Source organism: Acidiphilium multivorum AIU301, assembly GCF_000202835.1.
Taxonomy (GTDB): Bacteria; Pseudomonadota; Alphaproteobacteria; order Acetobacterales; family Acetobacteraceae; genus Acidiphilium; species Acidiphilium multivorum.
This window is the reverse complement of record NC_015186.1, coordinates 2,971,757-2,987,219: the sequence shown is the minus strand read 5'-3', so window position 1 is coordinate 2,987,219 and position 15,463 is coordinate 2,971,757. Positions and strand designations below refer to the sequence as shown.

Sequence of the window (15,463 nt, the reverse complement as noted above, 5' to 3'; positions counted from 1 at the left end):
GCGTCAGGGTGCTTCTTTCAGGTGGAAGGATTTCGGCCGGGTGAGATGCTCGAAGCCGATCCGCGACAGGGTGCAGCCGCGGCCGGAATCCTTCACCCCGACCCAGGCCAGCGCCGGGTCGAGATAGTCGCAGCGGTTCATGAACACGGTGCCGGTGTCGATCGCGCCGCCGATGCGCGTCGCGGCCTCGATGTCGCGGGTCCAGACCGAGGCGGTGAGGCCATAGGGGCTGTCGTTCATCAGGCCGATCGCCTCCGCGTCCGAGCCGACCTTCATGATGCCGACGACCGGGCCGAAGCTCTCGCTGCGCATCACGTCCATCCGGTGATCGACATTCACCAGCACCTGCGGCGCGAGATAGGGCGTGCCGGGCCGGCTTTCGGGGAACCGCGCCTCGTCGATCAGCGCGGTGGCGCCGGCGGCGAGGGCTTCGGCGATCTGCCCGCGCACGAAATCGGCCCCGGCGGCGTTGACCATCGGGCCGAGCGTGGTTGCGGGGTCGAGCGAATGGCCGAGGCGATAGGCGTTGGTGGTCTCGACGAAGCGGGCGATGAAGTCGTCATACACCGCGGCGTCGACATAGATGCGCTCGATCCCGCAGCAGGACTGGCCGGAATTGAAGAAGGCGCCGTCGACCAGGTTGTCGGCGGCGTGGACGATGTCGGCATCGCGGCGGACATAGGCGGGGTCCTTGCCGCCGAGTTCGAGGCCGATGCCGGCGAAGCGGTCGGCGGCGGCGCGGACGACGCGATGGCCTGTCGCCACCGAGCCGGTGAAGGCGATGAAATCGACGCGCGGATCGCGGATCACCGCCTCGGCGTCGGCATTGGCGAGGTGGAGCACCTGGAAGACGTGCTCGGGCAGGCCGGCGGCGGCGAAGGACTCGGCGAAACGCTCGGCGCAGAGCAGCGTCTGCGAGGCCTGTTTCAGCACCACCGCATTGCCGGCAAGCAGCGCGGGGACGACGCTGTTGACGGTGATCAGATAGGGATAGTTCCAGGCGCCGATGACGAAGACGACGCCGAGCGGCTCGCGGGTGATGAACCGCTCGAAGCCGGCGACCGGCGCGGGCCGGACCGGCGCGAGCGACTCCGCTGCAAGCGAGATCATCATCCGCGCGCGTTCGGCAACACCGCGGATTTCTCCCGGTGTCTGGCTTACCGGCCGTCCCATCTGCGCGCTGATCTCGGCGGCGATCGCAGCACCATTGGCGGTGAAATGCGCGACGAAGCGCTCGCAGATCGCCATCCGCTCGGCGAGGCCGACGCGCCGCCAGGCCTTCTGCGCGGCGGCGGCCCGCTCCAGCGCCTGCTCGATCTCCGCCGGCCCGGCAAGGGCGCGGGCGGCGACCTCGGTGCCGTCGGCGGGGGAGAGGATGCGGTGAATCCGGGGATGCTCGGCCACGGCGGGAACTCCATTCTGCGCCCGCGCAGTCTGCCACGCCGCCGCGCGGCCCGGCAATGACATCAGAGCGCAGAATGGCGGGCCGGCCCGTCAGCCTTGCGGGACGAGCTTGTCCTGCGTGCGGGTTTCGAAATCCGAGGCGTCGTGCCGCTCGTGCAACTGCTCGGCGGGGTCGCCGAAGGTGCGGTTGACCATGCGGCCGCGGCGGACGGCGGGACGCGCCAGGATCTGTTCGGCCCAGCGCACGACGTTGCGGTATTCATGCACCTGCAGGAATTCGGCCGCGTTGTAGAGCCAGCCCAGCACGAGCCCGCCATACCAGGGCCAGACGGCCATGTCGGCGATCGTGTATTCCGTGCCCGCGAGGTACTCCGCCTCGGCGAGCCGGCGGTCGAGCACGTCGAGCTGGCGCTTGGTTTCCATCGCGAAACGGTTGATCGGATATTCGAACTTCTCCGGCGCATAGGCGTAGAAATGGCCGAAGCCGCCGCCGAGATAGGGGGCGCTGCCCATCTGCCAGAACAGCCAGGAGAGGCATTCGGTTCGCGCGTCGAGGTCCTTCGGCAGGAATTCGCCGAACTTCTCCGCGAGATAGAGCAGGATGGCGCCGGACTCGAACACCCGGCGGGGCTTGCCGCCGCCATGGTCGACCAGGGCGGGAATCTTGGAGTTCGGGTTGGCGGCGACGAAGCCGCTGCCGAACTGGTCGCCCTCGCCGATGCGGATCAGCCAGGCGTCGTATTCGGCGCCGGCATGGCCGCGGGCGAGCAGCTCCTCGAGCATGACGGTGACCTTCACCCCGTTCGGCGTCGCGAGCGAATAGAGCTGGAGCGGATGCCGGCCGACCGGCAGTTCCTTCTCATGGGTGGGGCCGGCGATCGGGCGGTTGATGCTGGCGAAACGTCCGCCGCTGGGCTGCTCCCACGTCCAGATTTTCGGGGGTGTGTAGGCGGTCTCGCTCGTCATGGTCTGTCTCCACGTTTCAAATTCTGGAATCGTCAGCCCGGCGGGGCTGCGCCGATTGTGCCGGATGGCACGCGCGACGGGAGATGGGGCCAGGAGGCGCGTTTTTCAGGCCCCTGGCGCGGGGTCGATCAGGCGGGCACGGGCACCGGGTGCGGCCGCGCGGCACTGCGCCGGATCGCAGTGGGCGGCGCGTCCTGCGCCGTGCGGAAGCCCGCCGCCTGCGCGGCGAGCTTCGCGGTTTCCTCCTTCAGCGACACGGTGGCGGCCGCGGTCTGCTCGACCATGGCGGCGTTCTGCTGCACGGCCTGGTTCATCTGCCCGGCGGCGGCATTCACCTCGGCAAGGCTGCGCGCCTGGCGGTTGGCGGAGCCGGAAATCTCGGTGATGAGCTGTTCGAGCGCGACCACGTTCTGCGCAATGGTCTCCAGCGCGGCGCCGGTCTCGCCGACCAGGCGAACCCCGTCGCCCACCTGTTTCGAGGACCGGGCGATGAGTTCCTTGATCGATTTCGCGGCCTCGGCCGAGCGGTGGGCGAGGGCGCGCACCTCGGAGGCGACGACGGCGAAGCCCCGCCCGGCATCGCCGGCGCGCGCGGCCTCGACCCCGGCATTGAGCGCGAGCAGGTTGGTCTGGAACGCCACCTCGTCGATCAGGCCGATGATCTGGTCGATCTCGCGCGAGGAGGTTTCGATCTGCCGCATCGCGGCGACGGCGTTGGCGACGATATTGTGTGACCTGTCGGCGGCGGCGTTGGCCGTCTGGGCCGCGGTGTTCGCGCGCGCGGCGTTCTCCGCCGTGCTCTGCACGCCGGAGGTGATCTCGTTGAGCGCGGCACTGGTCTGTTCGAGGCTGGCGGCCTGCTGCTCGGTGCGGCGGGCGAGATCCTCGGCGGCGCGGGCGATCTCGTCGACGCCGTTGTTGATCTCGCCGGTGCTCTTGCGGACGCCCGAGAGACTGTCCGACAGGCGGCTGAGGGCGCCGTTGAAATCGTCGGCCAGGCGATGATAGTCCTCCGGCAGCCCTTCGGTGATGCGGTAGGACAGGTTGCCCTCGGCAAGCGCGGTAAGGGCGCGGCCGAGCGTATCCATTACCACGCGGTTGGTCGCGGCCGCCTTGTCCTCGGCCTCGCGGCGCCGGCGGTCGAGTTCCTCGAGATAGACGGCGATCGCGAGATCCATGTCGAGGAAGGTGGCCTTGACCAGCGCGCCGAGATCGGCGGCCGGGCTGGTTTCGGCGTCGCGGCGGAACAGGGGGCGCCGTTTCGGTTTCCGCGAATCGAGCACGCCGGCGATGATCTGTTCGAGGATGAGCGCGTAACCGGCGATATACCAGCGCGGCTCGAGCCCGATCCTGGCGTGCACCTCGCCGACGCGGGTGACGGCGTCGACATAGTCGGTGTCGAACCGCGCCTCGGCGATGCGGGTCCAGTGGCCGGCCTGGCGGGATCGGGCCGTGCCGATCGAGGCGTCGGTGGCGAAGAAGGCACGGGCTTCCGGGCTGCGGCGGATGCGCTCGTAGAAATCCGCGAGTGCGGCCGGCACCGCCTGCGCAAGCACCGGCTGCATGTCCCGCAGACGGCCCCTGACCTGTTCGTCGAGCCCGATGAATTCCAGTCGCTGCGCGAACGTTTCCCGGCAAGTGTTCATCGTGGTTGACCCATTCTGTTGAATGCAAATATCTATGTTTTCGAATAATTAAGAGCCGCCTAACGTTACAATTTTAATTTCGATTATTGAGATACTGCATTCGACCAGGCTTGATCTGCACGGCAGGCGAATGTTCGAATTCCGGAAAACGAACATTGAAGCCGAGGATCGGGATGTTCGTTTCGGGCGGCTGGCATTCGGCGGCCCGCTGCGCGACAAAGGCTACCGCGGAAGGGAGACACAGATGACCATGACGATGAGCACCAATTCGGACCTGCAGCGGGCGCGCCGGTGATGGACGGCGCCTCGCCCCGCGCGGGAAGCCGCCGACAGGCCGAGATCATGAGCCTGTTGCAGGAAGCCGGGCGGGTCTCGGTCGAGGATCTGGCGGCGCGCTTCGGCGTGACGCCGCAGACGATCCGGCGCGATCTCAACGAATTGTGCGAGGTCCACCGCCTGACCCGGGTGCATGGTGGCGCGATGATCGCCTCCAGCGTCGCCAATCTCGCCTATGACGCGCGCAAGCTCGTGGCGCAGCCGGTCAAGCAGCTGATCGGCGAGGCGGCGGCGCGGCTGATCCCGGACAATTCCTCCCTGCTGATCAATCTCGGCACCACCACCGAGGAGGTCGCCCGCGCGCTCGCGCAACACAGCGGCCTGCTCGTCATCACCAACAACCTGCATGTGGCGGCGGAGCTGTATCGCCTGCCCGGCGTCGAGCTCATCATGGCGGGCGGCACGGTGCGCCGGGCCGATGGCGGCATCGTCGGCGCGACGACGGTGGAGCAGATCCGCCAGTTCCGCGCCGATTTCGCGGTGATCGGCACCTCGGCGATCGACCGCGACGGCACGCTCCTCGATTTCGACAGCCGCGAGGTGCAGGTCTCCCGCGCAATCATCGAATGCGCCAGGCGGGTCATGCTGGTGGCCGACAGCAGCAAGTTCACCCGCTCCGCGCCGGTGCGGATCGCGCATCTGAAGGATGTCGACGTGCTGGTGACCGACCGGCTGCGCACGCCCGAAAGCCGCGAACTCTGCGAACGTCTCGGCATCGAGGTGGTGGAAACGGCGGGGGAGGAAGACGCCGACACGGCCGACTGAGTCGGTCGATATTCGTTTCATATTTCGTTTTGAGTGTTGACGCCCGGTTTTTGTTCGTATTAACGTTCGCTTCGACAAGCGATCGAATACGAAACGCAAACGCGGGAGGTTTGCCTGATGGCGTCCGCAACGGACACTTCAGTGGTCCACGACATCGCGATCATCGGCGGTGGCATCAATGGCTGCGGCATCGCGCGCGATGCGGCGGGGCGCGGCTGGTCGGTCTTTCTCTGCGAGGCGGGCGATCTCGGCGGCGCCACCTCGGCGGCCTCGACCAAATTGATCCATGGCGGCCTGCGCTATCTCGAATATTACGAGTTCCGGCTGGTGCGCGAGGCGCTGATGGAGCGCGAGGTGCTGTGGGGCATCGCGCCGCACATCATCTGGCCGTTGCGCTTCGTGCTGCCGCACCACAAGGGGTTGCGCCCGGCCTGGATGCTGCGGCTCGGCCTCTTTCTCTACGATCATCTCGGCGGGCGGAAGAAACTGCCGCCGACGCGCGTGGTGCGGTTGCGGCGCGATCCCGCCGGCCGCCCGCTCGATCCGCGCTTTGTCCGCGCCTACGAATATTCGGATTGCTGGGTGGAGGATTCGCGCCTCGTCGTGCTGAACGCGCGCGATGCGGCGGATCGGGGCGCGGTGATCGAGCCGCGCACCCGCTGCATCAGCGGCGCGCGCGAGGGCGGGCTGTGGACCCTCACCGTGCGCGACGAGCGCAGCGGCGAAACCCGCACGGTGCGCGCCCGCGCCCTGGTGAACGCCGCCGGGCCCTGGGTCGCCGAGGTGCTGCAGAAGGTGCTGCGGGCGAACACGCCGGCCTCGGTGCGCGCCGTCCAGGGCAGCCACATCGTCGTTCCCCGGCTCTACCCCGAGGATCATTGCTACATCTTCCAGAACGCCGATGGCCGCATCTTCTTCGTCATCCCCTATGAGCGGGATTTCACCCTGATCGGCACCACCGATCGCGACTATCAGGGCGACCCCGCCGAGGTGCGTGCCTCGGCTGACGAGATCGCCTATCTCTGCGAATCCGCCAGCGCCTATTTCACGAAGCCGGTCACGCCGGCAGATGTCGTCTGGGCCTATTCCGGCGTCCGCCCGCTCTATGACGACGGCGCCTCGAAAGCCCAGGCCGCCACGCGCGACTACGTGCTGGAGATGGACGCCCCGGCCGATGGCCCCGCCCTGCTCTCAGTCTTTGGCGGCAAGATCACGACCTACCGCCGCCTGGCCGAATCGGTGCTCGGCAAGCTCGCGCCGCACCTGCCGCCCGCCACCGCGCGGAAGCAGGGCTGGACCGGCGACGAGCCCCTGCCCGGCGGCGACTTCCCGACCGACGGGTTCGACGCCCAGGTGGCGGCGCTGTTGCGCGACTATCCGTTCCTCGCGCCGGCCACCGCGGCGCGGCTGGTCAGGGCCTATGGCACCCGCGCGCGCGTCCTGCTCGGCGATGCGCGGCGGGCGGAGGATCTCGGCGCCATCTTCGGCGCCGACCTGACCGAGGCGGAACTGCGTTACCTGCACGCCCACGAATTCGCGCTGACCGCGGAGGACGTGGTCTGGCACCGCAGCAAGTTCGGCCTGCGGCTGAGCGATGCCGAGATCGCCGCTGTCGAGCGGTTCATGCAGACCCTCGCCGCACAGGACGCCCACGCATGATGCGCGAGGCGCAACAGAAATTCCGGAGTCCGGCGGAATCCGGCGCCCGCCGCGCCAGGGGCGCGCCGGAGCCGGCTGCACTGCTACCCGGACGTTAGTTCACATCGTTGCCAGCAAAGGGAGGAATAAAATGTCGCGCTATGTAGGGGCCATAGACCAGGGCACGACGAGCTCGCGCTTCATCGTGTTTGACAAGGGCGGGAACATCGTTTCCGTCGCCCAGAAGGAGCACCGGCAGATCTATCCGAAGCCGGGCTGGGTCGAGCACGACCCGATGGAGATTCTCTCCAACACCAACGAGGTCATCGGCGCCGCCCTCGCGCGGGCAAACCTCACCGCGTCCGACCTCACCGCCGTCGGCATCACCAACCAGCGCGAAACCACGGTGGTGTGGGACCGCAAGACCGGCCAGCCGCTCTGCAACGCGCTGGTCTGGATGGACACCCGCACCGACCAGCTCGTCCAGCAGTTCACCCGCGATGGCGGGCAGGACCGCTTCCGCGCCAAGACCGGCCTGCCGCTGGCCACCTATTTCGCCGGGCTGAAGCTGCGCTGGATTCTCGACAATGTCGAAGGTGCGAAGGCCAAGGCCGAGGCGGGCGACGCGCTGTTCGGCACCGTCGATTCCTGGCTGACCTGGAACCTGACGGGTGGCGTGAATGGCGGCCACCACGTGACCGACGTGACCAACGCGAGCCGCACCATGCTGATCGACCTCGCGACCTGCGCCTGGGATGACGACATGCTGAACGCGTTCGGCATTCCGCGCGCCTGCCTGCCGAAGATCGTGCCGTCCTCCGCCGTCTATGGCGAAATCCGCACCGCCCCGCTGCAAGGCACGAAACTCGCTGGCATGCTGGGCGACCAGCAGGCCGCCCTGGTCGGACAGACCTGCTTCGCCCCCGGCGAGGCGAAGAACACCTATGGCACCGGCTCGTTCCTGCTGATGAACACCGGCACCGAGCCCGTGCAGTCCAAGGCCGGGCTGCTTACCACGCTCGCCTACCAGCTCGGCGACGAGAAGCCGCGCTACGCGCTGGAGGGAGCGATCGCCATCACCGGCGCGCTGGTGCAGTGGCTGCGCGACAACCTGAAACTGTTCGACGTCGCCCCGCAGATCGAGCCGCTCGCCCGCAGCGTCGAGGACAATGGCGATGTGTATATCGTGCCCGCGTTCTCCGGGCTCTACGCGCCCTACTGGAAGGACGACGCCCGCGGCGTCATCGCCGGGCTGACGCGCTATGCGACCCGCGCCCACCTCGCCCGCGCCGCCCTCGAATCCACCGCCTACCAGGTGCGCGACGTCGTCGAGGCGATGCAGGAGGATTCCGGCATCCGGCTCGCGGCGCTGAAGACCGATGGCGGCATGGTCGCCAACGAATTGCTGATGCAGTTCCAGGCCGACATCCTGAACGCCCCGGTGGTCCGCCCGAAAATGACCGAGACCACCGCGCTGGGTGCCGCCTACGCCGCCGGCCTCGCCGTCGGCTACTGGGCGAATCTTGAGGATCTGCGCGCCAACTGGGGCGTGGACAAGACCTGGGAGCCGTCAATGCCCGCCGAGACGCGCGAAAAATACTATCGCTCATGGAAGAAGGCCGTGCAGCGTTCCTTCGCCTGGGTCGATTGACGAAAAACAAACCAGTCATCAAGAGAAATCAAGAAATGTCCATTTTCACGGGTGAATTCCTTGGCACCGCGACACTGATCTTGTTCGGTGACGGTGTCGTGGCCGGTGTGCTGCTTAACCATTCCAAGGCCCAGAATTCGGGCTGGATCGTCATAACGACGGGGTGGGCCTTCGCGGTGCTGGCGGGTGTGTTCGTCGCCAAGGCCTGCGGTAGTCCGGCTGCGTATATCAATCCGGCCTTCGCGATCGGCATCGCGGTGGATCACAATAACTGGACCGGAATTCCGCAGGCCATTGCGGGGGATTTTCTGGGAGCATTCTTCGGCGGCATTCTCGTCTTCCTGCAATACCTGCCGCACTGGAAGGAAACGCCGGATCAGGGTCTGAAGCTCGCGGTGTTCTGCACTGCACCGGCCATCCGGAACACGGTCGCGAACCTGATCAGCGAAATTATCGGCACCTTCGCACTGACGTTCATCATCGGTGCGATCTTCTCGAAGGCGGCCTCGCCCCACGGGATTGCGGATGGCATCGGCCCCTATCTGGTCGCGGCGCTTGTCTGGGGGATCGGTTTGTCCCTCGGTGGCACGACCGGTTATGCGATCAACCCGGCGCGTGATCTCGGGCCGCGCATCGCCCATGCGGTATTGCCGATCCCGGGCAAGGGCGGGTCGGATTGGGGCTATGCTGCAATCCCTGTCGTCGGGCTACGGCATTCACGGATTTTACTTGCGCAGGTAGCTTGCGCCTGATTCTCCATGATTTTGAGGCTGATGGAGAAGATGGTGGCGTTACGTGCTGGAGATTTGGGTTACTTCGGAGATGCGCGACGTGCGGCGATGGGCAGCACGCTGGTTGAACGGGTGGTGGAGACCGGGTCTCTGGTCATCCGCAAGCTTGGTGGCACACGAGCGCGGGAGATTGCGATCCATCGCTTCCTGTCAGCCCCGTCGGTCACGTGTGCGGAGATGGTGGAGACGCTGGCGGATCGCACGGCCGCTGCCTGCCGGGGGCGTCGGATTGTGGCCGCGCAGGACACGACGGAGATCAATTTTTCCGGCCGTGAGGCGCGTCGCCGTGGGCTTGGACCGGCCGGTGATGGGGTATCGGCGGGATTTTTCCTGCATCCGGTGATCGCCATCGACAGTGAGACGGAGGCGGTGCTCGGCCTGGTGGACGCGAAGATCTGGACCCGTTCGGATGAGTTCGATGCGACCCCTGCACGCGAGCGGGCGCTGGAAGACAAGGAGAGCATGCGGTGGCTGGACGGTGCTGCGCGCGCCGCCGGGCGTCTGAGCGGTGCCGCCTCGGTCGTGGTCGTGGCCGACCGCGAGAGTGACATCTATGCGGGCTTTGCCAGGCGTCCGGCATCGGTCGACCTGATCGTCCGTGCCGCCCAGGATCGTGTTCTGGATGACGGTCGCCGCCTGTTCACCGCCCCGGCAGCCTGGCCCGAACTGACCCGGACCTCGGTTCGTGTCGCCCCCTCGCGCACCGGCGTCGCCGCACGGATCGCAACCGTGGCGCTGCGGGCTGGAACAGTGACGATCCGCAGGCCGCGCCATGCCAGCGACACGGAAGGGCCAGAGCATCTGTCCCTGACCATGGTCGAGGCGCGCGAGGTTGACGGGAATGGCGAAAGCGTCCCGCTCTTGTGGCGCCTGCTGACCACGATCGAGACCATCGACGCAGACGGTGCCGCCGAAATCGTACGCCTCTACCGGCTGAGATGGAGAATCGAGGAAGTGTTCCGGTCTTTGAAAAGTGACGGTCTCAGGCTTGAAGAAACCCAGATGCAAGATGCCGGACGGCTGTTCAAGCTGGCCCTGATCGGCCTCGCCGCTGCGACCCGCACCGTACAACTCGTCGATGCCCGCGACGGCAGCAACCGGCCGGCAACCGATGTCATCGATCCCGGATTACTCCCGGCCGCCGATGCCATTGCCCCCACTCTCGAAGGCAAGACGCCGCGACAGAAAAACCCCCATCCACCCCGATCCCTCGCATGGCTCGCCTGGATCATCGCCCGCCTCGGCGGCTGGAATTGCTACTACAAGCCGCCAGGACCAAAGACCATGCGCGCAGGGTGGGCACGCTTCGCTTCTATGGCCACAGGCTTCTTCATCGCAGCTCAGTCAAATCCGTGAATCCCGTAGGTCGTCGGGCCGGTGATCGGCGCGGCGCTGGCCGGGCTTGCCATGGCCGCTTTCCATATGTGAGCAGAAATGCCGCCAGCTATCCGCTCCTGAAATTCTCGCGTGAATTTCGGGAACAGTCAGAGTCACGTACGCTCGCGTGATCGCGCCCGCCCGGAGCAAACCTCCGGGCGGGTTTTTCACATCGCCTCGGCGATGACGGGAATGGATTTCGCCGCCGGCGTCAGCGCAAGCTCGTCGTGGTGGTAAAGCGGCAGCAGCGGGTTGGCTTCGGGATAGTAGGCACCGATCGACCCTTTCGGAATATTGTAGGGCAGGGCGGTGAGATTCCCGACCGACCGGTCCACGCCATCCTCCGAGACGGTTCGCAGCCGGATCCTGTCGCCCGCGGCGATGCCGCGTTCGGCCATGTCCTGCTCGTTCATGAAGGCCACCATCCGGTCGCCCTTCACGCCGCGATAGCGGTCGTCCAGGCTGTAGATCGTGGTGTTGTACTGGTCATGGCTGCGAAGCGTGGCAAGGCGCAGCGTGCCGGGATTCCGCTCCCGCGCCGGATCTTCCGCCACGCCGCGGAAGACGAGAAAATTCGCCCGGCCCGTATCCGTCTTCCACACCCGCTCGCTGGCCGGGTTGTAGAGGCGGAAGCCGCCGGGCTGGCGGAGGCGTTCGTTGAAATCATGGAACAGATCGGGATAGACCGCCTCGATATCGTCGCGGATGCGGGCATAGTCCGCGACATAGCCATCCCAGTCGATCCGGGGGGGCCGGTCGGCGAGGATCGCCTTCGCCATGCCGCAGACGATCGCGACCTCCGAGCGCAGCTGCGGGCTCGCCGGCTCCAGCAGGCCGCCGGAGGCATGGACCATGCTCATCGAGTCCTCGATCGTCACCGATTGCAGGACGCCGTTCTGCGGGTCGAGCTCGGAGCGGGCGAGGCAGGGCAGGATCAGCGCGTCTTGCCCGTGCACGACATGGCCGCGATTGAGCTTGGTCGCCACGCTGACGGTCAGGCCGATGCGGCGCATCGCGGCATCGGCCAGCGGCGTGTCCGGCACGGCGGCGGCGAAATTGCCGCCCATGCCGATGAAGACGCGAACGTCGCCGCGCAGCATGGCCTCGAGCGCGGTGACGACATTATGGCCATGTTCGCGCGGCGGCTCGAAGTTGAAGACCTTGCCGAGACGGTCGAGATACGCCGCCGAGGGCTGGTCGTCGATGCCGACGGTGCGGTCGCCCTGCACGTTGGAATGGCCACGCACCGGCGAGATGCCCGTCCCCGGCCGGCCGATATTGCCGCGCAGCAGCAGCAGGTTCACGCATTGCTGGATGTTCTGCGAGCCGTGACGGTGCTGGGTGATTCCCATGCCGTACATCAGGATGACGTTCCTTGACGCCGCGTAGATGTCGGCGATCTGCTGCAGGGTCTCCCGCGAGAGGCCGGACGTCTCGAGAATGGCGTCCCAGGCCGTGGCGTCGAGATCGGCAACGAAAGCGTCGAATCCGCTGGTGTGGGCCGCAATGAAGTCGTGATCGAGAACCGGGGTGCGGCCGTTCGCCCGAGCGTCGCGGTCGGCCTCGACCAGCAGCTTCATCACGCCTTTCAACGCCGCAACGTCACCGCCGACTTTCACCTGGCAATACAGATGGGCGATGCGCTGGCCGCGATTGGTGAGAATGTCGCCCGCGTCCTTCGGGTCGGCAAAGCGTTCGAGCGCGCGCTCGCGCAGCGGGTTGAGCACAACGATGCGCGCGCCGCGCCTTGCCGCGTCGCGCAGCGTGCCCATCGCCCGCGGGGAATTGGTGCCGGGGTTCTGGCCGATCGAGAGGATCATGTCGGCATGTTCGAAATCCTCGAGGGTCGAGGTGCCCTTGCCGATGCCGATCGACTGCGGCAGGCCGCGGCTGGTGGGCTCGTGGCACATGTTCGAGCAATCGGGGAAGTTGTTGGTGCCGATCAGGCGGCCGAGCAGGGCGAAGAGGAACGCGGCCTCGTTCGAGGTGCGGCCGGAGACGTAGAACTCCGCCTGGTCGGGGTGGTCCATCGCGGCGATGTGACGGGCAATCATGGCGAAGGCGTCGTCCCAGGCGATGGGGACGTACCGGTCGGTCGCGGGGTCGTATCGCATCGGCTCGGTCAGGCGGCCCTGGCTTTCCAGCCAGTGGTCGGACTGCTTCGCGAGATCGGCGAGGGTGTTTTGCGCGAAGAAATCGCGGGTGACGCGGCGGTCGGTCACTTCCCATGCGACGGCTTTTGCGCCGTTCTCGCAGAATTCGAAGGAGGAGGTGTGGCGCGGGTCGGGCCAGGCGCAGCCGGGGCAGTCGAAGCCTTCGGGCTGGTTGGTGGCGAGCAGGGCGCGGCTGCCGCGGGCGACGGCACTTTGCTGGCGCAGCGCGCGGGCGGTGGCGGCGAGCGCGCCCCAGCCTCCGGCGGGAGCATCGTAGGGGGCGAAGATATCGTCGGGATTGGCCATCCTGTCCTCCTTCCGTGGCCCGATTCACATGGAGGGCGGAGGTGGCGATGCAACCGGCGGCGGAACACGATCCGCCTCGGCAACAATGGCGTCGGCCTCAGCCGAACAGGCGGCCCGAGCTGGGGACGAGGCGGAGTCGGAGCCAGTCGTGCAGGGCCTCGCCGCTCATCGGCATCGCGAACAGGCTGCCCTGTCCCTCCTCGAAACCGAGTTCGATCAGGCTGACGCGGTGATGATCGGTTTCCATGCCCTCGGCGGTGATGGTGAGGGCGACATCGCGCGCCATGCGGCCGATATGGAAGAGAATGGTCCGCCGGCGGGGATCATCCATCGCGTCCTTGATCAGGGAACGGTCGATCTTCAGCCGGTCGAAGCGGAAATAGTACAGGGTCGAAATCGAGGAATAGCCGGAGCCGAAATCGTCGAGCGCGAGGCGGCAACCGAGTGCCGTGATCGCCTCAAGGATGCGGCGGGTCTCGGGCGAGACGTCGAGGATCGCGGTTTCGGTCAGTTCGAACTCGATCCGGCCCGGGCCGAGGCGGTGGCGGACGAGGGCGGCGCCGATCCGCTCGATCAGCGCCGGATCGTGAAGCTGGACAGGCGAGAGATTGACCGCAACCGCGATGTGATCGGGCAGGGTGGCGGCGTAGGCGCAGGCGGCCTCGATGACGAAGGCGCCGATGCGAATGATGGCGCCGTTATGCTCCGAAGCCCGAATGAACTGGTCCGGCGGGAGAATGCCGTATTCCGGATGCTTCCAGCGGACCAGCGCCTCGACGGTGGTCACCGCGCCGCTGTCGAGCCGGACGATCGGCTGGTATTCGAGGAAGAAAACCTGCTTTTCGAATTCGTTCACCAGCGCGGCATCGATCTGGCGGAGGCGGGTCGTGTGCCGGTCGTTTTCCGGATCGAACAGGCGGGCGGAGCCGCGGCCGCTCGCCTTGGCGCGGTAGAGCGCGAGGTCGGCGGCGTGGCGGGCATCCTCCGGCAGGATGCCGGGGCGGGTGATCATCGCGATGCCGGCGCAGGAGCCGATCGCCACCGTGACGTCGGCGAGGCGAAAGGGATCGGCCAGCCGATCGATGATACGGCCGGTGACCGCCTCGGCATCGGCGATCGTCGCATCGGGCAGGAGGATCGCGAATTCGTCGCCGCCGAGGCGGAAGCAGCGATCATGGCTGCGCACGCATGACAGGATGCGGCGGGCGACCGCATGCAGCAGTTCGTCGCCGGTCTTGTGGCCGAAACGGTCGTTCACCGACTTGAAATGGTCGAGGTCGAGACAGATCAGCCCGGTGCCGACACCGACCGGCCCCGAGCAGGCCGCCTGCAGCGCCTCGTCGAAACTCATGCGGTTGCCGAGGCCGGTCAGGCTGTCGTGGCTGGCGATGTGGGCGATCTTGCGTTCGGCCAGGCGGTGGGCGGTGACGTCGGACCCGACGCCGCGATAGCCGATGAAGACCCCTTCGCGGTCGAACACCGGCTTGCCGGCAATCGACCAGCACCGCTCCTCGTTGCTGAAATGCAGCGGGGTCCGGGGTTCATTGAAGGTTTCCCGCCGCCCGATCCGGTGGATCAGGTTGCCGACCGCGGCGTTGCACGAATGATCCGGCCCGGCTCGGCCGTGTTCGACGAGAAAGCGGATGATCGACATGCTGGCGAGTTCCGCCGGCGTCGAACGCGCGACCTCGGCGAAGCGCAGCGAGGGGCGGATCAGCGTCAGCGAGGCATCGGTCTCCCAGAGGAAGTCGCTCGCCCCCTCCTCGAAATCGCGGAGGAGGAGGTTGATCACCTCGCTCTGGCGCTCGGCCTCGAGGCGGCGCAACTCGCGCTCCATCGTGTTGGCGTTGACGTAGAGGATGGTCGAGAAGGTGAGGAAGGCGTAGCTCGCGAGACCGATCAGCGTCGCGGCCGGGGGGATTGCCGAGTCCGCCATGATGGCGATGACGGAGCCGATCGTCACCGGTGTCCAGAGGGCGAGGGCGTAGAGTGCTGGGCCCGAGAAGGCCGAGGTCGACATCAGCCCGATCGCGACCGCGTAGAGCATGCTCGTCTGCACCGGATCGGCATGGTGCAGCCCGCCGATCAGGATGAACGACCAGAATATGCCGATCATGAGGGCCAGGCCGGAAAAGGCGAGCTTGAAAACGACGGGCCGCACGTCCGCCGGTCGGCGGGCCCAGAGAATCGCGGAGATCGAGAGCAGGACGTAGCCGGTGAACAGGCCGGCGAAGCCCCCGGTCAGCAACGGCGCGCCATGCAGCCGGTTCCAGAAGCTCCAGCACAACGCACCCGAGACGAGCCCGCCTGTGACCACCATCCGGGGGACCAGCGCGGTTCTCATGTCCAGTAGCGATATGTCGATCTGACGTCGTGTTTGCGGCAACAGATCGAGGGTAGTCTGGCCTGACTGTCTCAATTTCAGTTTCT

General features: G+C 66.9%; 11 protein-coding genes. 6 read left to right on the top strand and 5 right to left on the bottom strand.

The features are described from left to right. Window positions 1–3: 3 nt before the first annotated feature. From ACMV_RS13505 to ACMV_RS13495, 3 genes are all read right to left on the bottom strand, one after another. Entirely contained in the window at window positions 4–1,404 is a 1,401-nt protein-coding gene (locus ACMV_RS13505; RefSeq protein WP_013640797.1) for an aldehyde dehydrogenase family protein, read from the bottom strand. Window positions 1,405–1,494: 90 nt separating this feature from the next. Beyond that, a complete protein-coding gene (gene yghU / locus ACMV_RS13500; protein WP_012040020.1) occupies window positions 1,495–2,370 on the bottom strand; it encodes a glutathione-dependent disulfide-bond oxidoreductase in 876 nt (291 codons plus the stop codon). Between the two features lie 128 nt (window positions 2,371–2,498). Then, a complete protein-coding gene (locus tag ACMV_RS13495) occupies window positions 2,499–4,016 on the bottom strand; it encodes a methyl-accepting chemotaxis protein (protein WP_012040019.1) in 1,518 nt (505 codons plus the stop codon). Window positions 4,017–4,146: 130 nt separating this feature from the next. Between ACMV_RS13495 and ACMV_RS20890 the strand changes: the two genes are divergently transcribed. The 6 genes from ACMV_RS20890 to ACMV_RS13470 all read left to right on the top strand — a co-directional run bounded on the left by ACMV_RS20890 (window position 4,147) and on the right by ACMV_RS13470 (window position 10,553). Beyond that, the gene (locus ACMV_RS20890; RefSeq protein WP_013640796.1) at window positions 4,147–4,311 is read left to right on the top strand and encodes a hypothetical protein; all 165 of its coding nucleotides are present in this window, start codon (window positions 4,147–4,149) and stop codon (window positions 4,309–4,311) included. After that, a complete protein-coding gene (locus ACMV_RS13490) occupies window positions 4,311–5,117 on the top strand; it encodes a DeoR/GlpR family DNA-binding transcription regulator (RefSeq protein WP_012040018.1) in 807 nt (268 codons plus the stop codon). Before ACMV_RS20890 ends, ACMV_RS13490 begins: the two co-directional genes overlap by 1 nt. Window positions 5,118–5,234: 117 nt before the next feature. Further along, a complete protein-coding gene (gene glpD / locus ACMV_RS13485; protein WP_012040017.1) occupies window positions 5,235–6,776 on the top strand; it encodes a glycerol-3-phosphate dehydrogenase in 1,542 nt (513 codons plus the stop codon). 130 nt (window positions 6,777–6,906) lie between these two features. After that, on the top strand, window positions 6,907–8,406 hold the full coding sequence (gene glpK, locus ACMV_RS13480) for a glycerol kinase GlpK (protein WP_013640795.1): 1,500 nt from the start codon (window positions 6,907–6,909) through the stop codon (window positions 8,404–8,406). A 35-nt stretch (window positions 8,407–8,441) separates the two neighbouring features. Beyond that, window positions 8,442–9,158 carry an MIP/aquaporin family protein gene (locus ACMV_RS13475; RefSeq protein ID WP_013640794.1) on the top strand — a complete coding sequence of 239 codons (717 nt, stop codon included), beginning with the start codon at window positions 8,442–8,444 and terminating at the stop codon, window positions 9,156–9,158. Between the two features lie 6 nt (window positions 9,159–9,164). Beyond that, on the top strand, window positions 9,165–10,553 hold the full coding sequence (locus ACMV_RS13470; RefSeq protein WP_013639304.1) for an IS4 family transposase: 1,389 nt from the start codon (window positions 9,165–9,167) through the stop codon (window positions 10,551–10,553). 188 nt (window positions 10,554–10,741) lie between these two features. On the opposite strand, the gene ACMV_RS13465 is transcribed toward ACMV_RS13470, so the two are convergent. Beyond that, entirely contained in the window at window positions 10,742–13,033 is a 2,292-nt protein-coding gene (locus tag ACMV_RS13465; protein WP_013640793.1) for an FdhF/YdeP family oxidoreductase, read from the bottom strand. A gap of 97 nt (window positions 13,034–13,130) precedes the next feature. Further along, the gene (locus ACMV_RS13460) at window positions 13,131–15,377 is read right to left on the bottom strand and encodes a putative bifunctional diguanylate cyclase/phosphodiesterase (RefSeq protein WP_231295276.1); all 2,247 of its coding nucleotides are present in this window, start codon (window positions 15,375–15,377) and stop codon (window positions 13,131–13,133) included. Window positions 15,378–15,463: the final 86 nt, after the last annotated feature.

Excerpts from the sequence above, each read along its gene's own strand:
- glpK (WP_013640795.1), top strand. The coding sequence starts at position 6,907 with ATGTCGCGCTATGTAGGGGCCATAGACCAGGGCACGACGAGCTCGCGC.
- glpD (WP_012040017.1), top strand. The coding sequence starts at position 5,235 with ATGGCGTCCGCAACGGACACTTCAGTGGTCCACGACATCGCGATCATC.
- yghU (WP_012040020.1), bottom strand. The coding sequence starts at position 2,370 with ATGACGAGCGAGACCGCCTACACACCCCCGAAAATCTGGACGTGGGAG.
- ACMV_RS20890 (WP_013640796.1), top strand. The coding sequence starts at position 4,147 with ATGTTCGAATTCCGGAAAACGAACATTGAAGCCGAGGATCGGGATGTT.
- ACMV_RS13475 (WP_013640794.1), top strand. The coding sequence starts at position 8,442 with ATGTCCATTTTCACGGGTGAATTCCTTGGCACCGCGACACTGATCTTG.
- ACMV_RS13495 (WP_012040019.1), bottom strand. The coding sequence starts at position 4,016 with ATGAACACTTGCCGGGAAACGTTCGCGCAGCGACTGGAATTCATCGGG.
- ACMV_RS13470 (WP_013639304.1), top strand. The coding sequence starts at position 9,165 with ATGATTTTGAGGCTGATGGAGAAGATGGTGGCGTTACGTGCTGGAGAT.
- ACMV_RS13460 (WP_231295276.1), bottom strand. The coding sequence starts at position 15,377 with ATGAGAACCGCGCTGGTCCCCCGGATGGTGGTCACAGGCGGGCTCGTC.
- ACMV_RS13465 (WP_013640793.1), bottom strand. The coding sequence starts at position 13,033 with ATGGCCAATCCCGACGATATCTTCGCCCCCTACGATGCTCCCGCCGGA.
- ACMV_RS13490 (WP_012040018.1), top strand. The coding sequence starts at position 4,311 with ATGGACGGCGCCTCGCCCCGCGCGGGAAGCCGCCGACAGGCCGAGATC.